The organism is Marinobacter nauticus (genome assembly GCF_003634635.1).
Lineage (GTDB): Bacteria > Pseudomonadota > Gammaproteobacteria > Pseudomonadales > Oleiphilaceae > Marinobacter > Marinobacter nauticus.
Window position 1 is genome coordinate 758073 of record NZ_RBJB01000004.1, and the last position, 21750, is coordinate 779822.

Genomic DNA, 21750 nt, shown 5'->3' on the forward strand with positions numbered 1-21750 from the left:
AGGCTCCATAGTGAGGTTTCAGCGCGTGATCGAGAGGTTATCAATCAAACGGGTGGTACCCAGGAACGCTGCGACCAGTAGTGTGAGCTCGCGGTCATCCTTGCTGGCGGGCTTCAGGGTCAGGCTGTTGACGATGTTGAAGTAGTCCGGCCTGAGCCCTGCCTCAGACAGTGCATCGCGTGCCTCCTGCTCGAGGATGCTGTAGTCGGTGCGTCCCTGTGCCAACTGGTCAGCGGTATGACGGAGTGTTCGGAACACCACCGGAGCGATGCCCCGCTCCTGCTCGGACAGATAGCCGTTACGGGAGCTTTTCGCCAGGCCATCGTCTTCCCGCACCGTCGGCGCGCCAATCACTTCCACCGGAATCATCAGATCCCGGGCAAGTTTGCGTATCACCGCCAACTGCTGAAAATCCTTTTCGCCAAACACGGCAATGTCGGGCTGAACCATGTTGAACAACATGGTAACCACGGTGGCCACGCCTTCAAAGTGGCCCGGCCGGCTGGCGCCACAGTGGCCCTCGCTGACTTCGGGAACCACCACCTTGGTCTGATTGGCGAGCCCTTGAGGGTAGATCTCTTCAACGCCCGGGGCAAAGACCAGAGTATTGCCCGCTGCCGCCAGCTTTTCCTGGTCTTCAACCAGGGTTCGCGGGTAGGTGTCCAGGTCTTCATTGGCGCCGAACTGCATCGGGTTCACGAAAATACTGGTGACGACGATATCGGAGGCCTCGGCCGCCTTGCGCACCAGCGAGATATGGCCCTCGTGCAGGTTGCCCATGGTGGGTACCAGACCGATGGTCTTACCCTGCTGGCGATAGCCCCGCAGAATCGTGCGCAGTTCTTTGAGTGAGTGTACGGTTCTCATGCCTTGAACGTATGCTCCTCGGCTGGGAAAGTGCGTGCTTTGACGGCTTGGGCATAAGCCGCAATGGCTTCCGGGATGGAGTCGGTCTCGGCGAGGAAGTTCTTCACGAAACGGGGTTTGCGGCCGGTGGTGACGCCCAGCATGTCGTGCAGTACCAGTACCTGGCCATCGGTATCCGAGCCTGCTCCGATGCCGATGACCGGCGCCTTCACGGCCTGGGTGATACGAGCGGCGAGCGGGGCCGGTACACACTCCAGCAGGATGAGATCGGCACCGGCGGCTTCCAGTTCGCAAGCATGCTCAATCATGGCCTCGGCGGTCTTCTCATCACGTCCCTGTACCTTGTAGCCGCCGAACTTGTTGACGAACTGTGGCGTCAGGCCCAGGTGGGCACAAACAGGCACACCACGTTCACTCAGGGCTTCGATGGTGTCCTTCATCCAGTCGGTGCCTTCCAGCTTGACCATGTGGGCGCCGGCGCGCATCAGCTCCGCAGCATTGTCCAGTGCATCGGCAACGGTACCGTAAGACATGAACGGCATATCGGCCATGATCAGGGCGCCTTGGTTACCGCGGGCGACACAGCTGGTGTGATACACCATCTGATCCATGGTGACCGGGAGCGTACTGTCGTGGCCTTGCAGCACCATACCAAGAGAGTCGCCAATCAGGATGACATCAACGCCAGCCTCGCTGACAACCTGAGCAAAGGTTGCATCATAGGAGGTCAGTGCCGAGAAGGCTTCGCCTTTTTGCTTGTATTCCCGCAGGGTATTGATGGTAACTGCCATAGAATCCTTGCCTTTTGGGTGGATGGGCCAGTTTTGGACCGGGGTCGACCGGTGTTCAGAGCGTTAATGTAAATCCCGGGTATATCAGACACAAGAGTAGCATGCTCTTCCGCACCTGGATGCGATAAGGAACCTGGTCAGGGGTGCGCCTGGGCTGGCAGCCTGCGCAGCTGGTTGTCCGGGCAATGTCGGCGCAGTTCCGCAACGCTGGTGCCGTCCGGCAGTGCCAGTTCCGGGGCTAGGTCCAGCAGGGGTTGCAGGACGAAATCACGGTTGGCCAGTTCCGCGTGGGGAACGGTCAGGCGTGCGTCGTTGAGGGTTGTCTGACCAAACAGCAGCAGATCCAGATCCAGGGTGCGTGGTCCCCAGTGCCTCAGTCGCTCACGGCCGTGGGCCTGTTCAATGGCTTGCAGGCAATCCAGCAGTTCGTGGGCAGAAAGATCGGTACGCAGATGAACGGCACCGTTCACGAAATCTGGTTGATCCTGCGGGCCGACGGGGCGGCTGGCATAGAACGGAGATTGCGCTACCAGTGTGGATTTGGGTAAGCCCGCGAGTTCCGACACGGCTCTTGCCAGTTGGGCTGCAGGCTGTTCCAGATTGCTGCCCAGCCCAATATAGGCATCGACAGTCATGGCTGGGGCGGTTTTCTTGCAGGTTTGCGCTTGCGACGGCGCTTTTTCGGACCACCGGAGCCCAGCTCGGAAAGCATTTTTTCCTGCGCACGCTCATCCGCCTGCTGGAATTCCGTCCACCATTGCCCGAGGCCCGGCTCAATTTCGCCCGCGGCTTCCCGCACCAGCAGAAAATCGTAGGCCGCCCGGAAGCGCGGATGGGTCATGGTACCGAACGCTCGTTTGCCCTGGCGACGGGGTAGCCGCATCTGCAGTTCCCAGATTTCTTTCATGGGGCCCGAGAAACGTTTCGGTATCGCGGTTGCCTGCACCTGGCGGCCGATCACCTTGCCGATGGCGCCGTGCAGCGCCGGCTGAACCGGATCGCCATTGTCCTGGCGCCTGCGCCATTCCACCTGCAGAGCCGGCCAGAGCATGGCCGCGAACAGGAAATACGGGGTCACTGATTTGCCCTGGGCAATCCGGGCATCGGTGTTGCGAAGGGCTTGCAGTATCAGTTCATCGGGTTCGCCGGCATCCAGTGCCCGGGCGGTCTCCGGGAACAGTGGGGCCAGCAGACCATAGTTCTGAAGCAGGCGATAGGTTGCCTCGCCGTGGCCGGCGGAGAACAGTTTGAGGACTTCATCGAACAGCCGGGCCGGAGGGATGTGCGCCAACAGTGGGGCCAGCTCCCGAATGGGGGCCTCCGTTTCCGGCTCAATCTGGAAGTCCAGTTTGGCCGCAAAACGAATGGCGCGCAGCATTCTCACGGGATCTTCCCGATAGCGGGTTTCCGGGTCGCCAATCAGGCGGATCTGACGGTTTTTCAGATCCTGCACGCCGTTGGCAAAGTCGATAATGGAGAAATCCCGGATGCAGTAATACAACGCATTGATGGTGAAGTCGCGCCGAAGTGCGTCTTCTTCCTGATTGCCATAGACATTATCCCGCAGTAACAGACCATGTTCACTGGTCTTGTGCTCGTCGTCGGCCAGGTCGTCATCGGTATCCCGGGCATTACCGCGGAAGGTGGTTACTTCGATGATTTCCCGCCCGAACACCACGTGCACAATGCGAAAGCGGCGACCAATCAGGCGGGAGTTCCGGAACAGGTCGTGAACTTCTTCGGGTGTTGCGTTGGTGGCTATGTCGAAGTCTTTGGGTTGTCCGCCAAGTAGAATGTCGCGAACGCCACCGCCCACCAGATAGGCCTCGTAGCCGGACTTGTTCAGACGGTGCAGTACCTTCTTGGCCGGTTCACTGATCATGGAGCGGGAGACATTGTGCTGATCCCGCGGGATCTCCTGCCGCTGGTAGTGGCGGGCTTTCTTCTTCCCGTTGCCGGGAATGAAGGAGCGTAGTTTTTCAACAAGTCGTTTAGGCATGGAATTCCGTGTTTGCGAAGCGCAAAAACGGGGATTTTAACGGTTTGCGCAGGAATTGCACATGTTTGACGGAAATGCCAGTGAATAAAGTGGTCATGGAGGCCTGTTGAGGGAAGGCTATTTTTGGCAGTCCGGAAAATCAAAAGGCGGATCCGTTTCCACGAATCCGCCCTGAAAGCGTTGACGATCTGCATTGTTTTTGTTGTTGCCGGGATTCTTTTTGATTCTTTTACCCCACTGTGTTGTCCCCAAGATAAGGACCTTAAGCAATGCAAACGGAAAGCTTTGAATACATAGAGCGGCCAGTAACACGGTGCGGGTTATGGGAGTATCTGCAGTGTCGCCTGGAAGACGATTCTTCTCTACATCTACAACTCGCACGTGTCGTGGGACCCCTAAAAAGCATAGTACCCAAAACACTCAGTTCGCTTGCACCCTGTTCTTGTTTTTGTTGCCGGGCGCTCGTGCAGCTATTTGTTTTTGTTTTGGCGCTGCGTTGTCACTTTTGTTTTTGTTGTTGTGCGCTTATTAGTGTGCAGTGGTCGTGCCAGTTTTAGAAAAGCCTTTTTAAACAGGAGGTTATGAAAATGAGGTATGTAAGTGTTACCCCGTATCTCCTGAAAGTGTTACCTGGGTCTCATGATCTGGACAGGAAGTGTTACCGAGAGGAACAGGCGGTAACAACTGATTCTGGGTTCATTCTTTGTGTCAGGCTTTTTTGCGGGGGATGCCCAGGCGTTGCCGACGCTCCCAAAGTGACTTTCGGCTGATGCCCAGCTTCTGCGCCAGCTCGGTCTCGCTCATCCGGTCCTGATTTTCAAGCACAAAGTGTTGGAAGTAATCCTCCAGCGACAGATCGTTGGACGAATCAACATCCCTTGCAGGGGTTTGTTCATTATTGCCTTCAACCAGGGTTTCCGGGATGTACTCGTCGGCGGAGTCGCTGTCCAGGTCCAGTACCGCCGGGGTAATGACATCGCCATCGGTCAGGATTGAGGCTCGTTCGATGGCGTTTTCCAGTTCCCGGACGTTGCCGGGCCAGCGATAGCGTTCCAGTGCCTGCATAGCCTCGGGGCTCAGAGACAGCTCCGGGCGACCAAGCTTGCTGGCCTGGCGTTTCAGGAATCGGCGAGCCAGGCCCAGAATGTCGGCGCGACGTTCCCGCAGGGGCGGTATGCGGATCTGCATCACATTCAGTCGGTAGTAAAGGTCTTCCCGGAACTCGCCGGTTCTGGTCATGGCTTTCAGGTTTCGGTGGGTTGCGGCGATCATCCGCACATCCACGGTCCGGCTCTGGGTGGAGCCCACTTTGCGAATCTCGCTTTCCTGCAACACCCGCAGCAATCGGGCCTGGGCTTCGGCAGGTAGTTCGCCAATTTCATCCAGGAACAGACTGCCGCCGTCTGCCGCTTCAATCAGCCCGGTGCGGGCCGAGACGGCGCCGGTAAAGGCGCCTTTCTCGTGGCCAAACAGTTCCGATTCGATCAGGCTTTCGGGAATGGCCGCGCAGTTTACGGAGATGAGCGGTTTGCTGGCTCGCGGGCTGAGCAGGTGCAGAGCCCGCGCCGCCAGTTCTTTACCGGTACCGGATTCGCCCTGGATAAGCACTGTGGTCTCGGTGGGGGCGACTTTGCGAATCAGGGTGAACACCTTCTGCATGGGCTCACACTGGCCAAACATGATCTCGGATGGGTCCGAGTCGGGTCCGCTCGTGCGGGCGGCATCACCAGGGCCGGTTATTTCATCGGAAGCCGAAGACTTGCGTGCCAGAATATTCTCTACAGCCGCGAGCATTTCGTCATGGTCGAAGGGTTTGGCAATGTAATCCACGGCGCCCATCTTCATGGAGTCAACCGCGGACCGCAAACTGGCATAACTGGTCATGATCAGTACCGGCGTGTTGGGGGCGCGGTTGATCATTTCCGTACCGGCGGCGCCTGGCAGGCGCAGATCGGTGATGACCAGGTCGAAGCTGTCCGGGTCGAGGCCCTCGGCTTCTTCTACCGAGACAGCATCTGCCACCTCATAGCCGGCGTGCTGGAGAAGTTTGCGAACCGCCGAGCGGATAATGTCTTCGTCTTCAACAATCAGAATACGGGGCATAGGGTGTTCACGACCTTTCGTTCGGGCTGCTGTAACCGCTGTCGGTATCAGGCTCGTAGGCAGGCAGGCGGAGTCTTACGCAGGTGCCCAGGCCGGTTTCCGGATTGGCCGGGCTTTCCACCTGAATGTTGCCATAGTGCTCTTCAATGATGCTGTACACCAGTGACAGGCCAAGTCCGGTTCCTTTGTTGGGGGCCTTGGTGGTGTAAAACGGTTCGAAAATATGATCCAGCTGGTCTGCCGGTATGCCGGAGCCTTCGTCAATGACCTCGATGATAGCGGAGTAGCCGTCGGCCTTTCCAGCAACCCGGATGGTGCCGCCGTCCGGGGAAGCGTCCCGGGCATTGGCCAGCAGGTTGATGAATACTTGTACCAGCCGTTGTTCATCTCCCAGCACCTGCAGGCTGGCGGGGCACTCGTTCAGAAAACTGATGCCGAGCCCCTTTTCGCTGAGCGACAGCAGGTTGATGGATTCATCAATGCAGCGGTGCAGGCTGACCGGCTCATAACGGTTGGCATGAGCGTGGTTGCCGGTACGTGCGAAGTTCATCAGCGACTGCAGGATGGTGGAAATGCGTCGGGTCTGCTGCTGAATCTGGTCTGCAGTTTCCAGAATGGACGGATCATCGGTTTCCAGTTTCAGGTTCTGGGCCAGAGACGAGATGCCGGTGACGGGATTACCGATTTCGTGAGCGACGCCCGCCGCGAGGCGCCCCACGGAGGCCAGTCGTTCGCTGTGCATCAATTCATCTTCCAGCAAGCGGGTTTCGGTCTGGTCCTCCACCAGGATGATCGAGCCGCCTTCGGTGTGATCCGGGCCGCTCAGTGTCGCCTTGTGCAGGTTCAGCCAATGTGGCTTGCCGCGAAGATCCAGCCTGTGCTTGTAGCGGTGCAGGTCGTCGCCTCGATTGAAATCGTCCAGCAGGGCGTGCCAGTGCTCCGGCAGGGCCAGCAGCTTGGCCCCGACCACTTCCTCGGCGGAAATGTTGGTGAGGCTTTCCATGGCATGATTCCACATCAGAATCTCGCCGTCTTCACCCACTGAACAGGCGGGGATGGGCAGGTTCTGCAGGGTCTGCCGGTAGTGGCGGCGAAGGTTGTCCAGTTCGCCGGCCAGGCCGGTGAGCTGATTCTGGTAATCGCCCAGCGCTCGCTCCACATAGCGAATATCCTGCCCGGTACCTCCATGGGTGAGCGGTTTGAAGCCCAGGTGGCGCTTGACGATGTCCCGGGCGACCGAAGGCCCCAACAGGCCAGACAGGTTGATTTCCACTTGATCCCGCAACCGCCGCAACTGGTAAGGCCGGAACTCGACATTGGGGAGCTTGAGCTGGTTCAGGGCCCGCTCCACTTCCCGACGGGCGACCCGGATGCCCAGTGGCTCGGCCAGTTGCTGCACGAATTCGTTGGAGGATGCTGCCAGCAGTTCCCGCCGCTGCGGCCGGGACAGGGCGCCGAGCGAGCACGCCTGAGCGGCACTGGTTTCCTCCGGTGATGCCGGGCTGAGAATTGAGATCAGCGCAAACACACTGATGTTGGCGGTCAGGCTGACGAAGGTGAACAGGTGCCAGTTGTCGTAGCCGGGCGTAACCGGCAGCTCAAGCCAGGACAGGATGTCTGCCGCCACCGAGAACGGCAACACCAAGGTGATCAACCAGATGAACAGGCCGGTAAACAGGCCGGCAATCAGGCCACGGCGGTTGCCTTCGGGCCAGTAGATGACGCCAAGCGCGCCCGGCAGCAGCTGCAGTGTGCCGGAGAGCGAGATGGCGCCCAGTATGGACAGGTCCAGGTGCTGGCCAATGGTTTCATGGAACAGCAGGGCCAGAAACAGGATGACGGCAATCAGTAGGCGTTTGACCCACTGCAGCCAGCGATAGATGTCACCTTGATCCCGGGGCGTCTTGAGCGGCAGAACAACGTGGTTAAGCACCATGCCGGACAGGGCCAGGGTACTGACGATCATCAGTCCGCTGGCGGCGGAAAGCCCGGCAATGTACATGGCCATGGTCAGGACGGGGCTCTCCAGGGCCTGGGCTACGCCGATACTGAAAAAGGCCGGCGGAGCGTCAACCGACAGCGCCTGGCCACCCCAGACAATCAGCGGCACCGGCAGGCCGACCAGCAGCAGGTACAGTGGCAATCCCCAGCTGGCCTTCGCGAGGGCACGGGGGGACGGGTTCTCACTGAAAGTCATGTGGTACATGTGGGGGAGCACCAGGGCCGCGGCGAACGACATCAGCAGCAGTGCCCGCCAGCTTCCGTCATTAATTGCCATGGTCATGGTGGCTTCCGGATGTGAAGTTTCCGCCAACCAGGCCTCAAGCCCGTTGGTACCACCGAAAACCGAGAACAGGATAACGCCGCCTAAAACCAGGAGGGCAACCACTTTCACCAGGGAGTCGAAGGCGATGGCCAGTACCAGCCCCTGATGGTTGCCGGAGGCCTGATGGCGACGGGCACCAAACAGCATGGTGAAAAGCACCACGATCAGGCTGAACATGACGCTGATAACTTTCGGCGGCGCATCCGGGGCGAGCAGGCTGGCGGAAACCGAGACTGCCTGAATCTGCATGCTCAGCAAGGCCAGAATGGCCGCAGCCGAACACAGGGTGACCAGGGTGCCCGCCCACTGACTGCGGTAACGATAGGCAAAAAGATCGGCCAGCGACGTCAGCTGGTAGGCGCGGCCTATGCGGAGAATCGGGTTGAGCAGAACCGGTGCCAGCAGGAAGGCGCCGCTGATGCCCAGGTAATAGGCCAGGAAGCCGTAGCCGGAGTCCGCCGCCATACCAATGGCGCCGTAGACGGCCCAGATGCCGGCATAAACCCCAAGGCTAAGGGTATAGATCAGTGGGTGGCGAACCCAGCGGCGCAATAACGTGCCCCGTTCGGTGCCCCAGGCAATGCCGAACAGAACGATCAGATAAAACAGGCTGGCCAGCAGCAGGCCGGTGGCGCTAAAACTCATTGGGATCCCGCCGCCATTCCAGCCAGAAACCGATAGCAATCAGCCCACCCCAGATCACGAAGGGGCTGTACCAGGCATTCTCCGGCGATGTCCACCAATCCAGGATATTGGGCGAAAAAATATAGATAGCCAGTACCAGCAGAAATACCAGGCGGTAGATATACATCGGGTTATCGGTCCGAAGGCGAAAGTGTCCCGCCGGTTATACCACGGGCCTGCCCGGATGTCAGGGGAATGGCGCTCCGTTGCCAGTGGGCCTCGGCCCAATTGAGAACTTCTTCAACCGTGGCACGAGCGAGTGTCGGCTCCGGTTGCTGCCCCAGGGCCTGAAGTGCCAGAAAGAGATTGCGGGCAGGGTGATCGTCATCCAGGGCCGGAGCGTGGGTCTGCTTGCTGAGTTTCTGGCCTTGTTCGTTGACGATTACCGGAATGTGCAGCCAGTGGGGTGGCTCGGCACCCAGGGCCCGGAAGACCTGTTGTTGCTGCGCGGTCATGTCGAGCAGGTCAGAGCCGCGAACCACATGAGTGATGCCCTGGTCGATATCGTCGACAACGACTGCCAGCTGATAGGCGTAGAAACCTTCCTTGCGCAGAATGACCGGATCGTCCAGTTCGGCGTGCACCATCTGTACCTGGGGGCCAAGCAGATCGTCCTGCCAGTGACTTGCTTCCTCTTCGAGGGCAAAGCGAACGGCGTGTGGGCCATCCCCGGGGCTGGTGTCACCTCGCTGGCACCGATTGGGATGGTAGCCGTGGTTGTCTTTGAGTTGTTTGCGTGAGCACCGGCAGCGATAGGCTTTGTTCTGCGCCAGCAGGGTTTCGATGGCACTCTGGTAGGCGTCGTGTCGCCGGGACTGGAAGCGGACGGATTCGTCGGGGAAAAGGCCGTGGCATTCCAGTGAATGCAGTATCTGGCCGGTGGCTTCCGGGGGCTCCCTTAGTGGGTCAAGGTCTTCGATGCGAACCAGCCAGTCACCGCGGGCAAGCTTTGCTTCCAGCCAGCTGGCCAGAGCCGTGACCAGGGAACCAAAGTGCAGTGGGCCGGTGGGGGAAGGGGCAAACCGCCCGCGATAACGTGAAGTCGCCATAGGCGTAGAAGGGCCGGCGGAGGACACGCCGCCGGCCCGGGGCAGCGTCAGATGCCGGTCTGGCGTTCGCGAATCTCAGCCAGGGTCTTGCAATCGATGCACAGAGTGGCCGTCGGACGGGCCTCCAGACGACGAATGCCGATTTCCACACCACACTGGTCGCAAAAACCGTAGTCGTCCTTGTCGATACGATCGATAGTCTGGTCGATTTTCTTGATCAGCTTCCGCTCGCGGTCGCGGGTGCGCAGTTCCAGGCTGAACTCTTCTTCCTGGGTTGCGCGATCGCTGGGATCCGCGTAGTTTGCTGCGTCTTCCTGCATGTGGTGCATGGTGCGGTCGACTTCTTCCATCAGCTCCTGCTTCCATTGCAGCAGCAGATCTTTGAAGTGCTGGAGCATTTCCGCACTCATGTAGTCTTCACCCTTCTTCATTTCATAAGGGGTGAAGTTGGTAAAACGTTCGCGTGGTTGTTCTGCAGTGTTTGCCATTGAACCCGGCCTCTTGTTTGTACTTCACAAGAACGCTTTGCTTCCCTCCGCGCCAGTGTGGCTGCGCGGTTTTACCCTGGATAGCATTCGTCCTGAAACGGGAATTTGCGGAAAATAGCAGATAAGTCACAGGGGTGCCAGCCTTGTGACACGTACTTTTTGCGGAGAGCACATGAAGTTTCCTGAACCTTTGGTAGAAGGGCGGCTGATTCGCCGCTACAAACGCTTCCTGGCGGACGTGCAATTGCCGGATGGCACTGAGGTAACCGCCCACTGCCCCAACACCGGTTCCATGCTGGGGTGCCAGCCGGAAAATGCCCGGGTGTGGTTGAGCCGGAGTGACAATCCCAAGCGTAAGCTCCAGTACACCTGGGAGCTGGTGGAGACTGCGCCGGGGGTGCTTGCCTGCGTGAATACGGCACGCCCCAACGCCCAGGCCCGCGCCGCTATCGAAGCCGGGGTGGTGCAGCGCCTGGCCGGCTATTCCCAATGCCGGGCAGAGGTGCGTTACGGTTCGGAAAAAAGCCGGATCGACCTGTTGTTGTCTGGCCATGACCACGAACCCGATGCCTGGGTGGAGGTAAAAAACGTTACTTTGGCGGAAGGAGGGGAAGGTTATTTCCCGGACGCCGTCACCGAGCGCGGTCAGAAACACCTGCGGGAACTGATGGCTCAGGTGCAAGAGGGTGATCGGGCGGTGCTGTTTTTTGTGGTGAACCACACCGGGATCGAGCAGGTCCGGCCTGCGGATCATATTGATGCCCGCTATGGTCAGCTGCTTCGAGAAGCCTGCGAAGCCGGGGTAGAGGTGATCGCCTATCGGGCTGCACTGGCCGGTGAAGATGGCAACCCTTCGGGGCGCCTGGAGCTGGTTGAGGAGGTGCCGGTCAGTCTGGAACCCTGACCTGCACCTCACCATCGTGCAGGCGAATGTCCAGGGCGGAGAGCGCATCGCCCTGGCAGGGGCCCGCAATGCATTCACCGGTACCGGGCTTGAACAGGGCGCCGTGAGTGGAGCACTGGATAAACAGATTGTCGCTGTCCATGAATCGGCCCGGCATCCAGTTCAGCTCAATGCCCAGGTGAGGGCACAGGTTGAGGTAGGCCCGGGGTGTGGTGCCATCCAGAAAGGCAAAACCGGTGAGGGGCATGCCGGCCGGTTCTTTCGCTTTCTCTTTCAGACGAAATTCCAGGAACTGGCCGGGAACAAGCTCACTCGCCGCCGCGACGGTTTGCCAGTTAGCTGCGTGGGCACTCATTTGGGCAGGATGGCGTAACGCATACGGGTGCCGTGGTTGAGTGACATCACGATTTCGTCGGCTTCCAGGCGGTGCGGGAAATAGCAGCCGGATATCTTGGCGCTGGCAATGCTGGCTCCTTCCATTCTCGATTTCGAGAAATCGATGCCGCGGAGGTCGGCGCCGCGGAAGTAGCCATGGCGGAAGTCCAGGCCCTTTGCGTCCATGCCGCGAAGATCCAGACCGCGGAAATCGCCATGGGCGAAGCTCGGAAGCTCGCTCAGTTTGGCTTTCTCGGCATTAAAGGCGTCCATATCCTCGCTACGGAGCAGGTCGTAAAGGGGGTGGTCTATATGCTGGAGATCGCTTTCCTGAATATCGTCCATCTTGCACCTCGCACGGACAGCAGGGTTTGTTTTTAGTGTCAGTATAGTGTGCCCTGCCGAAATGACAGGGCGGGTCGGATTACGCCGGTTTGGCCATGCCCAGATGCTGGCGGATGCGATCAGCAACCGCCTCGGCAACGTGCTCATCCTCGGTGTGCAGGTGCACCGTGTGGGTTTTCTCCTCAGTGGTCAGCGGCTCAAACCAGCTTTGCTGAGCATCCAGCAACTCTTCCGTTGCCTCCGAGGCATCACCTTTGCGTTTGCGCACCCACTCTCGGCGCAGAGCTTCCGGCGCCTCGCAATGCAGCAGAGCAAAGGGGACCCCCTGATTTTCGGCCACACCGGCAAACTGAGCCCGCTCCTTCTCTTTCAGGCAGGCCGCATCGACAATGACAGACAGCCCTGAAGCCAGCAGCTCTCCGGCCAGCTCTGCCAGATGCGCGTAGGTTTTTTCGGTTGCTTCCGGGCTGTAAAGATCGGTACCCAGGCCCGATTTGCTGTCGTCCAGGGGCCCCAGACCGTGCAGGCGCTTGCGCTCTACGTCAGAGCGCAGCCGGATTAGCCCGAGTTCCTCCGCCATGGCGGCACTCACGCAGGTCTTGCCGCTGGCGGAAAGGCCGGTGGTGGCCAGCAGGTAATGATTCGGTATGGCGCCGTAATCCTCCGCCAGTTGGGCGTAGCTCCAGTAACGCTGCATCAGGTCGGTTTTCTCGGCCTCGCTCAAGTTCGGGTTGCCCAGGGTGAACAGGGCGATTTTGGCCCGCACCATGGCGCGGTACGCCTTGTACAGGGGGAGCAAGGCCAGGCCTTCAAAATCACCGCGGTATTCCAGGTAGGTGTTCAGCACCCGGTTCGCCAGCGCCGGTTCCTGGCGGGATTCCAGGTCCATAAGCAGGAAAGCCAGATCATTCATCACGTCGATCCAGCGGAACGGCTCGTTGAACTCGATGCAGTCAAACACCGTCACCTGATCATTGAACACGGTAATGTTGGCCAGGTGCAGGTCGCCATGACATTCGCGCACCAGCCCGTTTTCCCGTCTGTGGGCGATTAAGTCCCGGCAGCGTTCGAAGGTGGTGCGGGTCCAGTCTTCCAGGTTGTCCAGCTGCGCCAGTAACCCGGCATCATCCAGCATGGGGCGGATCTGGTCGAAGTTTTCCTGCATGGCGGCATACACCGCCTCCGGGGTGCCCAGGGGCTTTTCATCGGCGACCGGTGGCAGGCTTTTGTGAAAGTCTGCAACCTGGCGGGCAAGATTGGTGAGCAGTTCTGCAGGCAGGTCGTCGCGTTCCTGGCGCACATCAAACAGCTGGCTCTGATCGAACTGGCGCATGCGAATGGCGTACTCGAAAGGGGTGCCGTCACCGCCCAGGCGAGGTTGCTCCGGGGTACCGGTAATAGGCACCACCTCCAGATACAGTTCGGCCGCCAGACGGCTGTTCAGGCGCAGCTCTTCCTCGCAGAAGCGTTTGCGGCGTTCCAGGGTGGAGAAATCCAGGAACCCGAAATCCATGGGTTTCTTGATCTTGTAGGCAAAGTCACCGGTGAGCAGAACCTGTGAGATATGGGTCTCAATCACGCGGAAATCCTTGACCGGATGATCGTAGAGTTCCGGGTTCTGCAGTGCCTTGATCAGTGTATCCGGGCCGTTGGCGCTCACGTTGTGCTCCTGGAATCCTTGAAGTTGTTGATTTTTCGTTTTTTGGAGGGCTCCACTATAACGGGCAGATTACAGAAATAACACACACCAGACCTGCCGATAGCGGTGCCCCCTTCGATATAATCCTGCCATGAGTAAAAAAACGCCTCCCCGCAAGAAAAAAACCGAATCCAGTCCTCGCCGCAAACGCTCCGGTCTCTGGCGCTTGCTGTTTCGCGCAGCTGCCCTGTGCCTTGTGCTGCTGGCGGGATGGATGGTCTATCTCGATGCCGTAGTGACCTCTCGCTTCGAAGGACGTCGCTTTGAAGTGCCCTCCCGGGTGTACGCCCGGCCCCTGGAACTCTACGACGGTGCCGGTATCAGCGCCGCCGCGCTGGTCCGTGAACTGGAGCTTGCAGGCTATCGCTCGGGCGACGGTCGTCGGCCCGGAACCTGGCAGCGAAATGGCGACCGTTTTGTCATCAGCACCCGGGGTTTTTCTTTCCCGGATGGCAAGGAGCCCAGACGGCGTCTGTCACTGGCGGTTCGTGGTGATCGGGTAGATTCGTTTTCCGTGATGGAGGGTGACAGCTCTCCGATTGTTCGGCTGGAGCCGGCTCAGATTGGCGGAATATACCCCTCCCATCGGGAGGATCGGATTCTGGTGAAGCTGGATGAGGTGCCCGACTCCATGATTGCCGGTCTGATGGCTGTGGAGGACCGGCAGTTCTACGAGCATTTCGGCATCGCGCCACTCTCCATTGCGCGGGCGATGGTGGCGAACGTCAAGGCCGGTAGAATAGTTCAGGGTGGCAGTACACTGACCCAGCAACTGGTGAAGAACTTTTTCCTGACCCGGGAGCAAACCCTTCTGCGCAAGGGCAACGAAGCCCTGATGTCGGTATTGCTGGAGTTGCATTATGACAAGGACGACATCCTCGAAACCTACCTGAATGAAGTTTATCTGGGCCAGGCAGGCACTCGCAGCATTCATGGTGTTGGCCTGGCCAGCCAGTTTTTCTTCGGCGAGTCGCTGAAGGATATTGATGTCCACCAGATTGCCCTGCTGATTGGCATGGTCAAAGGCCCCAGTTATTACAATCCGCGCAGGCACCCGGAACGGGCCAGGGCGCGGCGTAACCTGGTGCTGGACGAGATGGCTGAGGCCGGGGTTATTTCCGGGCAAGAGGCCAGGGAGGCGAGTGCAAGGCCTCTCGGCCTCAGCGCAAAACCGTCCTATACCGATAATCGCTACCCGGCCTATATCGACCTGGTGCGCCGACACCTGGCGCGGGACTACCGGGAGGAAGACCTGCAGAGCGAGGGCCTGAGAATATTCACAACCCTGAATCCGGAAGTTCAGCAGGCCGCTGAGAAGGCGGCAACCGATACCTTGCCTCGCCTGGCGTCGGGTGATGTGGCCGAGGCGCTGGAAGCGGCGGTGGTTGTCACCGCCAAGGATACCGGCGAGGTGTTGGCGCTGGTAGGGGGCAAAGACCCCCGCTTTGCCGGTTTTAACCGGGCAGTTGACGCCCGGAGGCCTATCGGTTCGCTGGTGAAGCCGTTTATCTACCTGACGGCGCTGTCTCAGCCGGAGCGCTACACCTTGATTTCGCCGGTTCAGGATAAGGCCTTCACCCTCGAGTTTGACGATGGTCGGCGCTGGCAGCCGCAGAACTATGATGGCAAGGAGCGTGGCCTGGTGCCCTTGCATGAAGCTCTGTCCCGCTCGTACAACCTGCCGGCCGTGCGTGTAGGGCTGGATGTGGGCATACCGGAGGTGCAGGAGACGCTGAGGGCCTTTGGGGTGACCACGCCTATTTCGGATTATCCGTCGATGCTTCTGGGTTCCATTTCCCTGTCGCCGGTGGATGTCGCGCAGCTGTATCAGGGTCTGGCAACCTCCGGTTTCAATACGCCCCTGCGTACCATTCGGGAAGTCACCGATGCCGCGAATGAGCCTTTGTCCCGGTATAGCCTGAAAGTGGATCAGGTGGCCGATCCTGCCGCGGTGCATCTGGTGCAGTATGTTATGCAGGAAACCATGCAGGAAGGCACGGGCCGGTCAGCCTACTACCGGTTACCGGATTCCCTGACACTGGCGGGCAAGACCGGTACTACTGACGATGGCCGTGATTCCTGGTTCGCCGGTTTCAGTGGCGACCTGCTGGCGGTCGCCTGGGTCGGCCGTGATGATAACGGCCCGACCGCGTTGACCGGGGCTTCCGGCGCCTTGCCGGTCTGGTCTGCCACCATGGCGCAGATTCCCCAGCACGGTTTCTCGCCGGTGATGCCCGATGGCGTTCAGTATCACTGGGTGAACCCGGGCGAACAGGCGCTGACCGGCGAAAACTGCGACAATGCCCGGCTGATTCCGTTTATCGCCGGCAGCGAGCCGGAACAGCACACAGGCTGCAACGGCAGTCTTGGCCGGCAAATTCGAGGTTGGTTTGAAGGATTGTTTCAATGAATAAACAAGTGATTGTACGGTCAGCCTGTCTGGCCCTGTTTGTCGGCCTGGTCGGTGGTTGCGCCACGGGGCCGGGTGGCGGCTCCATCTATGTGCCCGTGGGGGGCGATGACCGCCGTTCGGCGCCGGAACCACCACGCACCAATATTCCTGATGAACAGGACGAACAGGTATGGCGCAAGAGTGAGCAACCGACGGTCACTGAGCCGGACTCGCCGAGCACCCGGGCGCCCAGCTACAGCGAATCCGGTGACCAGTTGCCGGCCGCCGCACTCACGTTGGTGCGTGATGCCGATCAGCGCCTTCGGCAGGGTGATTCCGCCGGCGCCATCGCCCGACTGGAACGTGCCCAGCGCATTGCGCCAAGATCTTCCGAAGTCTATTTCAAGTTGGCCGAGGCTTACGTTGCCGGGGACAATCTGGGGGCTGCGGAGCAGTTTACTCTGAAGGGACTCTCGTTGGCGGGCAACGATGAACGCATGCAGCGTTCAGGCTGGTTGCTGCTGGCGGATATCCGCCGGGCTCGTGGTAATGTGGCGGGGGCCGATCAGGCTGAGGCCAGGGCGTCGGCCCTGTAGAAGAGCAGCTTCGCTGGCAAGCACACTGCCAGCGAAGCTAACGCACTTATTTACAGTGTTTTCATTACCTTGCGCGCAGACGACAAGGTAAATTCAATGTCCTCATCCGACAATGCTGCTGTGGTGAAGCCTGCCTCAAATGCCGACGGTGCCAGGTAAACGCCTTCCTTCAGCATGCCCTGGAAGAACGCTTTGAAACGTTCCACGTCACAGGCCATCACCTGGTCAAAGCGCGTGATGGATGGTTCGGTAGTAAAGAAGAAACCGAACATGGCACCCGCGGACTGAACCGCCAGTGGGATGCCGGCTTCATCCGCTGCCGCCTTGAAGCCATCCTTCACCCGATTGGTTTTTTCCGTCAGCCGATCGTGGAACCCGCGCTCGGAAATGGCATTCAGCGTGGTCAGCCCGGCGGTCATTGCCAGCGGGTTACCGCTTAGGGTGCCGGCCTGATAAACCGGGCCCAGCGGCGAGATATGCTCCATGATTTCGCGTTTGCCGCCGAAAGCACCGACGGGCAGGCCGCCGCCAATAACCTTACCGAGAGCCGTCAGGTCGGGCTTCACCCCGTAGAATCCCTGGGCGCCGCCGAGCGATACCCGGAAACCGGTCATCACCTCATCGAAGATCAGCACGGTGCCGTGCTCATCACACACTTCCCGCAGCGCTTCCAGGAAGCCGGGCACGGGCGGGATGCAGTTCATATTGCCGGCTACGGGCTCAACGATAATGGCCGCGATCTGGTCGCCCATCTGACGGAAGGTTTCACGAACCTCGTCAATATCGTTGTAGGTCAGGGTCAGGGTGTGCTCCGCCAGGCTGGCCGGAATTCCCGGTGAGTTGGGTACACCCAGGGTCAGGGCGCCAGAACCGGCTTTGACGAGCAGGGAGTCTACGTGGCCGTGGTAGCAACCTTCGAATTTCACGATCTTGTCGCGGCCGGTATAGCCGCGGGCCAGGCGGATGGCACTCATGGTGGCCTCGGTGCCGGAGTTGACCATGCGCACCAGTTCGATGGACGGCACCAGCTCACACACCTTTTTCGCCATCTCCGTTTCAATGGCGGTGGGCGCGCCGTACCCCACGCCCAGATCGACCTGAGCGTGCAGCGCTGCTTTGATGCGGGGATCGGAATGGCCCAGGATCATCGGGCCCCAGGAGCCAATAAAATCGATGTACCGCCGGTCATCCTCGTCATAGAGATAGGCGCCCTCGGCGTGTTTGAAAAAGACCGGAGTACCGCCAACACCACGGAATGCCCGAACCGGGGAGTTTACGCCGCCGGGAATATATTTCTGGGCTTGTTCAAAGAGGGTTTCGGAATGATTCACGGTTGTCTCCTGTTATTCGGAAAGTGAAAAAAGTGGATGATGCCGGGCGAACAGGCGGTTAAATGCCTTGGCCCGGGCTTCTATGTCTGAGGGTTGGCCGCCGAACAGGCCGCCGACTACGGCAACCAGGTCTGCCCCGGCACGGATCAGGGCCTCAGCGTTGTTACCGGTGATTCCGCCTATGGCTGTAATGGGTAACCCGAGGCCTTTTGCCTCGGTTAAGACGTCTGACGAGGCCGGAGGCGCCCCGGGCTTGGTGGTCGAATCGTAAAAGCGGCCGAAGGCCAGGTAATCCGCACCGCCGTCAGCGGCTGTCTGGGCCAGATTCAGGCTGTGATGGCAGGTGATGCCGATAATGGCATGCTCCCCGAGCAAGCGCCTGGCGTCGACCAGTGAGCAGTCATCCTGGCCCAGATGAACGCCCGCGGCACCGACTCGGGCGGCAAGTTCCGGGTCATCATTGATCAGTAGCGGAACGTCGAACGCCTGGCACAGGCTGTTGAGGTCCCTGGCCTGAGCCAGCCGTTCAGCGGCTGTCGATCCCTTGTCCCGATACTGAACCAGCCGGGCGCCTCCGGCCAGGGCTGCCTCTACCGAGGCAATCAGGGTGTCGGCAGGGGTTAGCCGGTTATCGGTGATGGCGTACAGTCCGGGTCTGATCTGAGACCTTACCGTTCCCACAGAATACCCCGGTCGGGAACTTTCTGGCCATGGCCAACCGTCAGTGCATGCAACAGCGCCCGGTGGACGTAATTCTGCGCCTGGGAAATTGCGGCCCTCGGTGACAGGCCCATGGCTCGGCCGGCGGCAATGGCCGCTGCCAGCGTGCAGCCGGTGCCGTGATATTCATTGGCACCAACCCTTTCCACCTCCCATTCCATGGGCTCCGGGGCGTGGTTATACAGTGTGTTGATGATGTGGATGCCGGTGCCGTGGCCGCCGGTGGCAAGCACGGATTCGCAGCCTGTCTGCAAAAGGTTGCGGGCCGCCTCTGCCGGATTGTCGCTGCCGCCGAGCTGAGCCAGTTCAATGCCGTTCGGCGTAATCATTTCGGCCCTGGCAAACAGCCTGTCTTTCATGGCCGCTACAAGCGCATCATCGGCCAGATCGCCACCGCCAGCCGCCTTGATCACCGGGTCGACAATCAAAGGCACGCCCGAATGCTTCTTCACAAACTCCACCAGTACCTCTACCACTTCGGCATTTCCGAGCGCCCCGGTTTTGATGGCGTGGATGGGCGTATCCTGGGCAAGGCACTCCAGTTGCTGTTTGATCAGGCCCGGGCTGACGGGCTCGGCACCATATACGTTGCGGGTGTCCTGCACAGTCAGGCAGGTGAGCACGGGCAGCGGATGGGCGCCGATGGATGTGATGGCCTGTATGTCTGCCTGTATGCCGGCACCACCAGACGGATCCAGCCCGGAGAGTACCAGTACGTGGGGGCGGGTGAAGCTTTTGATGGCCGATCTCCTCAGAATGGTTTAACAACAGCAAGAATCACGACAGCGAGCAGGACAAACACCGGCAGCTCATTAAACCAGCGGTAGAACACGTGGCTACGGGTGTTCTGATCATCCCGGAACACTTTGACAAGGTGACCACAGTAGAAGTGGTAGATGATCAGCAAAACCACCAGCGTCAGCTTGGCATGCAGCCACCCCTGGCTGAAATACCCGGACCAGTTGTAGCTGAGCAACCAGACACCAAAGACAACTGTGGCGACCATGGAAGGCGTAGTGATGCCACGGTAAAGCTTGCGTTCCATCACCTTGAACCGCTCTTTGCCTGGTTCATCCTCGCAGGCGGCATGATACACGAACAGTCTGGGCAGATAGAAAATGCCGGCGAACCAGCACACCAGGGAAATAATGTGGAAGGCTTTCACCCAAAGCATTCGTTAACTCCGTCGATATTGGTAGTAGCTTTCGATATCCGTTTGCAGCACAACACCATAAACTCGTTGAATCATGGGGGCCACATGGCGTTGTACGTATAGTGCCTCAGCCTGGGTGCTGTCGAATTGTTGCAGGGCTTCTTCCAGCGTTGCCTGGTACTGAACCGGTGCCACATCCCGCCGGTTGGCGGGGATTTCCATCAAATCAATGGACTCCGGTAATTCGGTGCCTTCCTCGGCGGCCTGTTTCTCGGTGTCCTCAAGAAAGCGGGCCAGATCGACCGCCGGTAGCAGGGCGGTGGGGCCATTGCTGCCTTCCACCAGAAGCCACTTCGGTTCCGATTTCAGGGCTTTCTTGGCTTCCTCCAGCGTGAGCGCGCGTTCGGTTCGAAGAATATTCCGTTCCATGATGGCGCCAACCGAAACCCGCCTCAGTGCCTGGATAACGGGGGAGTTCTGGTAGCTCAGGCCCTGGCTCTTGAGGATGGTCAGGAACAGGGATTTCTTGCCGAAGGCTTCGCTGGTCACCAGGCTGGCGGTAGTAATCATCAGCATGCCTGGCAGTATGATGTTCGGATTCCGGGTGAGCTCCATCAGCGCCATCAATGCCGCCAGTGGCGCCTGCAGCACGGCGCCCATCATCGCCCCCATACCCAGCATGGCGTAAAACCCCACCGATGAGGCAATGTCCGGGAACATCTGGGCACCGATCAGTCCCATGGCGCCGCCCAGGGTGGCGCCCATGAAGATGGTGGGGCCGATAACACCGCTGGGCATGCCCAGTCCGATGGACAATCCGGTGATGATCAGCTTGGCGCTGCCCGCGCCGAGCAGTAACCAGAATCCCAGTTCACCATGAATGGTTTCGCTCACGGTATCGTAGCCGATGCCCATGGTTTCCGGGATCACCAGGGCGAAGGGCACCATCAACAGGCCGGCCACGGCAATTCGTAGCAAGACCGGGCGGTGATGGTAACGGCCCATACTGTCTACCAGCTGGATAAATCCGGCCGCCGCGATGCCGATAATAACGGCAATGGCGAGAATCCAGGGAATCTCCAGCAGCGAATTCATGGTCAGAGCCGGGACACTGAACGCCGGTTCGGTGCCGTAAACCGCCTGGGTGACGATAGCAGCGCTGACCGCCGCCAGGATAATCGGGGTGAAGCCGGCGATGGTGTATTCCATCATCACCACTTCCATCGCGAAAATCACGCCGGAGATGGGGGTGTTGAAGGAGGCGGAAATGGCAGCGGCACAACCGCAGGCGACCAACGTACGAATGCTGTTGTTGGGCAGCCGCATCCATTGCCCAAGCAGGCTGGAGAAGGCCGCGCCCAGATGTACGGCGGGTCCCTCCCGGCCGGCGGATTGCCCGGTGATCACCGTGGTGACGCCGGAAACAAACTGAACCATGGCACTGCGGAAGGAGATGTAGCCCTGATGGTAGTTCAGCCGCTCCATGATATGAACGATGCCGACTTTGCGATCGTGCAGGGCGAGTTTGTGCAACAGCAGCCCCAGCCCCAGAGCCCCGGCCAGTGGCAGAAGACCTCGGGTGAGCAGATCCAGCTCTTCGAAACTCTCTGAACCCTGGCCCGGCAGGAAATGCTCCAGTGGCCATTCAATAGCGAGTCGGAAAAGCAGGATTACGCCGCCGGTCACAATTCCGGACAGCAGGCCAAGAACCGCCAATTGCGGTAAGGCATCAACGCCGGAGAGCTTCCGCCGGAATACGGGGATCAGATTCTCGGTAATCTGTTGCCTGATGCTACGCATTGGCGGGGTGTTCCGGTTGGAGTGTCGGGATCATCAGCAGATTTCTGACAACATTGTAACGGCGGGCCCGCAGGCTGCAATAAGTCCTTGGTTTATCATGTTAGACTACGTGCCCTGACTTCCCAATT

Annotated in this window: 20 protein-coding genes; 3 read left to right on the forward strand and 17 right to left on the reverse strand. The window is 59.5% G+C overall.

Annotated features, from left to right (window positions below; genetic code table 11):
• Positions 1 to 18 precede the first annotated feature (18 nt).
• The 9 genes from panC to dksA form a co-directional block, all read right to left on the reverse strand.
• Entirely contained in the window at positions 19 to 867 is an 849-nt protein-coding gene (panC, locus tag C7436_RS14830; RefSeq protein ID WP_121208292.1) for a pantoate--beta-alanine ligase, read from the reverse strand.
• The gene (gene panB, locus C7436_RS14835; RefSeq protein ID WP_121208293.1) at positions 864 to 1658 is read right to left on the reverse strand and encodes a 3-methyl-2-oxobutanoate hydroxymethyltransferase; all 795 of its coding nucleotides are present in this window, start codon (positions 1656 to 1658) and stop codon (positions 864 to 866) included. Before panB ends, panC begins: the two co-directional genes overlap by 4 nt.
• A gap of 137 nt (positions 1659 to 1795) precedes the next feature.
• A complete protein-coding gene (gene folK, locus C7436_RS14840) occupies positions 1796 to 2293 on the reverse strand; it encodes a 2-amino-4-hydroxy-6-hydroxymethyldihydropteridine diphosphokinase (protein WP_121208294.1) in 498 nt (165 codons plus the stop codon).
• Positions 2290 to 3657: a polynucleotide adenylyltransferase PcnB gene (pcnB, locus tag C7436_RS14845; protein ID WP_114434738.1), complete on the reverse strand. Its 1368-nt coding sequence runs from the start codon at positions 3655 to 3657 to the stop codon at positions 2290 to 2292. The genes folK and pcnB overlap by 4 nt, the downstream gene beginning before the upstream one ends.
• A 708-nt stretch (positions 3658 to 4365) precedes the next feature.
• Positions 4366 to 5760 (reverse strand): sigma-54-dependent transcriptional regulator, encoded by a 1395-nt coding sequence (locus C7436_RS14850; protein WP_121208295.1) that lies wholly within the window; start codon positions 5758 to 5760, stop codon positions 4366 to 4368.
• A gap of 7 nt (positions 5761 to 5767) precedes the next feature.
• A complete protein-coding gene (locus C7436_RS14855; protein ID WP_121208296.1) occupies positions 5768 to 8731 on the reverse strand; it encodes an ATP-binding protein in 2964 nt (987 codons plus the stop codon).
• Complete coding sequence (locus C7436_RS18835; protein ID WP_011784202.1) at positions 8721 to 8897, reverse strand: hypothetical protein; 177 nt, start codon at positions 8895 to 8897, stop codon at positions 8721 to 8723. Before C7436_RS18835 ends, C7436_RS14855 begins: the two co-directional genes overlap by 11 nt.
• A 4-nt stretch (positions 8898 to 8901) precedes the next feature.
• Complete coding sequence (gluQRS, locus tag C7436_RS14860) at positions 8902 to 9819, reverse strand: tRNA glutamyl-Q(34) synthetase GluQRS (RefSeq protein WP_121208297.1); 918 nt, start codon at positions 9817 to 9819, stop codon at positions 8902 to 8904.
• A gap of 47 nt (positions 9820 to 9866) precedes the next feature.
• Positions 9867 to 10307, reverse strand: a complete 441-nt coding sequence (dksA, locus tag C7436_RS14865) for an RNA polymerase-binding protein DksA (protein ID WP_011784204.1) — start codon at positions 10305 to 10307, stop codon at positions 9867 to 9869.
• A gap of 172 nt (positions 10308 to 10479) precedes the next feature.
• On the opposite strand from dksA, the gene sfsA reads away from it, so the two are divergent.
• Positions 10480 to 11211: a DNA/RNA nuclease SfsA gene (gene sfsA, locus C7436_RS14870; RefSeq protein WP_121208298.1), complete on the forward strand. Its 732-nt coding sequence runs from the start codon at positions 10480 to 10482 to the stop codon at positions 11209 to 11211.
• Here sfsA and C7436_RS14875 read toward each other — a convergent pair.
• From C7436_RS14875 to C7436_RS14885, 3 genes are all read right to left on the reverse strand, one after another.
• Positions 11195 to 11566: a Rieske (2Fe-2S) protein gene (locus C7436_RS14875; RefSeq protein ID WP_022991900.1), complete on the reverse strand. Its 372-nt coding sequence runs from the start codon at positions 11564 to 11566 to the stop codon at positions 11195 to 11197. The genes sfsA and C7436_RS14875 overlap by 17 nt on opposite strands.
• Positions 11563 to 11931 carry a pentapeptide repeat-containing protein gene (locus C7436_RS14880; RefSeq protein WP_011784207.1) on the reverse strand — a complete coding sequence of 123 codons (369 nt, stop codon included), beginning with the start codon at positions 11929 to 11931 and terminating at the stop codon, positions 11563 to 11565. Before C7436_RS14880 ends, C7436_RS14875 begins: the two co-directional genes overlap by 4 nt.
• Before the next feature lie 79 nt (positions 11932 to 12010).
• A complete protein-coding gene (locus tag C7436_RS14885; RefSeq protein WP_121208299.1) occupies positions 12011 to 13591 on the reverse strand; it encodes a bifunctional aminoglycoside phosphotransferase/ATP-binding protein in 1581 nt (526 codons plus the stop codon).
• Positions 13592 to 13721: 130 nt separating this feature from the next.
• Here C7436_RS14885 and mrcB point away from each other — a divergent pair, with 130 nt between their 5' ends.
• Both mrcB and C7436_RS14895 read left to right on the forward strand, forming a co-directional pair.
• Positions 13722 to 16040 (forward strand): penicillin-binding protein 1B, encoded by a 2319-nt coding sequence (gene mrcB / locus C7436_RS14890; protein ID WP_121208300.1) that lies wholly within the window; start codon positions 13722 to 13724, stop codon positions 16038 to 16040.
• Positions 16037 to 16618: a tetratricopeptide repeat protein gene (locus C7436_RS14895; RefSeq protein WP_121208301.1), complete on the forward strand. Its 582-nt coding sequence runs from the start codon at positions 16037 to 16039 to the stop codon at positions 16616 to 16618. The genes mrcB and C7436_RS14895 overlap by 4 nt, the downstream gene beginning before the upstream one ends.
• Positions 16619 to 16668: 50 nt before the next feature.
• Here C7436_RS14895 and hemL read toward each other — a convergent pair whose 3' ends face one another.
• Genes hemL through C7436_RS14920 form a run of 5 tightly spaced genes read right to left on the reverse strand, consistent with a single transcriptional unit; the run spans position 16669 to position 21622 of the window.
• Positions 16669 to 17949: a glutamate-1-semialdehyde 2,1-aminomutase gene (gene hemL, locus C7436_RS14900; protein WP_121208302.1), complete on the reverse strand. Its 1281-nt coding sequence runs from the start codon at positions 17947 to 17949 to the stop codon at positions 16669 to 16671.
• 12 nt (positions 17950 to 17961) lie between these two features.
• The gene (thiE, locus tag C7436_RS14905; RefSeq protein ID WP_121208303.1) at positions 17962 to 18630 is read right to left on the reverse strand and encodes a thiamine phosphate synthase; all 669 of its coding nucleotides are present in this window, start codon (positions 18628 to 18630) and stop codon (positions 17962 to 17964) included.
• Entirely contained in the window at positions 18618 to 19382 is a 765-nt protein-coding gene (gene thiD, locus C7436_RS14910) for a bifunctional hydroxymethylpyrimidine kinase/phosphomethylpyrimidine kinase (protein ID WP_121208304.1), read from the reverse strand. Before thiD ends, thiE begins: the two co-directional genes overlap by 13 nt.
• A 38-nt stretch (positions 19383 to 19420) precedes the next feature.
• Entirely contained in the window at positions 19421 to 19843 is a 423-nt protein-coding gene (gene hemJ / locus C7436_RS14915) for a protoporphyrinogen oxidase HemJ (protein WP_014420467.1), read from the reverse strand.
• A gap of 3 nt (positions 19844 to 19846) precedes the next feature.
• Positions 19847 to 21622, reverse strand: a complete 1776-nt coding sequence (locus C7436_RS14920; protein WP_014420468.1) for a chloride channel protein — start codon at positions 21620 to 21622, stop codon at positions 19847 to 19849.
• Positions 21623 to 21750: the final 128 nt, after the last annotated feature.

Excerpts from the sequence above, each read along its gene's own strand:
- C7436_RS14880 (WP_011784207.1), bottom strand. The coding sequence starts at position 11,931 with ATGGACGATATTCAGGAAAGCGATCTCCAGCATATAGACCACCCCCTT.
- C7436_RS14855 (WP_121208296.1), bottom strand. The coding sequence starts at position 8,731 with ATGAGTTTTAGCGCCACCGGCCTGCTGCTGGCCAGCCTGTTTTATCTG.
- panB (WP_121208293.1), bottom strand. The coding sequence starts at position 1,658 with ATGGCAGTTACCATCAATACCCTGCGGGAATACAAGCAAAAAGGCGAA.
- C7436_RS14875 (WP_022991900.1), bottom strand. The coding sequence starts at position 11,566 with ATGAGTGCCCACGCAGCTAACTGGCAAACCGTCGCGGCGGCGAGTGAG.
- C7436_RS14850 (WP_121208295.1), bottom strand. The coding sequence starts at position 5,760 with ATGCCCCGTATTCTGATTGTTGAAGACGAAGACATTATCCGCTCGGCG.
- C7436_RS14920 (WP_014420468.1), bottom strand. The coding sequence starts at position 21,622 with ATGCGTAGCATCAGGCAACAGATTACCGAGAATCTGATCCCCGTATTC.
- dksA (WP_011784204.1), bottom strand. The coding sequence starts at position 10,307 with ATGGCAAACACTGCAGAACAACCACGCGAACGTTTTACCAACTTCACC.
- gluQRS (WP_121208297.1), bottom strand. The coding sequence starts at position 9,819 with ATGGCGACTTCACGTTATCGCGGGCGGTTTGCCCCTTCCCCCACCGGC.
- panC (WP_121208292.1), bottom strand. The coding sequence starts at position 867 with ATGAGAACCGTACACTCACTCAAAGAACTGCGCACGATTCTGCGGGGC.
- folK (WP_121208294.1), bottom strand. The coding sequence starts at position 2,293 with ATGACTGTCGATGCCTATATTGGGCTGGGCAGCAATCTGGAACAGCCT.
- sfsA (WP_121208298.1), top strand. The coding sequence starts at position 10,480 with ATGAAGTTTCCTGAACCTTTGGTAGAAGGGCGGCTGATTCGCCGCTAC.
- mrcB (WP_121208300.1), top strand. The coding sequence starts at position 13,722 with ATGAGTAAAAAAACGCCTCCCCGCAAGAAAAAAACCGAATCCAGTCCT.
- C7436_RS14895 (WP_121208301.1), top strand. The coding sequence starts at position 16,037 with ATGAATAAACAAGTGATTGTACGGTCAGCCTGTCTGGCCCTGTTTGTC.
- hemJ (WP_014420467.1), bottom strand. The coding sequence starts at position 19,843 with ATGCTTTGGGTGAAAGCCTTCCACATTATTTCCCTGGTGTGCTGGTTC.
- pcnB (WP_114434738.1), bottom strand. The coding sequence starts at position 3,657 with ATGCCTAAACGACTTGTTGAAAAACTACGCTCCTTCATTCCCGGCAAC.
- C7436_RS18835 (WP_011784202.1), bottom strand. The coding sequence starts at position 8,897 with ATGTATATCTACCGCCTGGTATTTCTGCTGGTACTGGCTATCTATATT.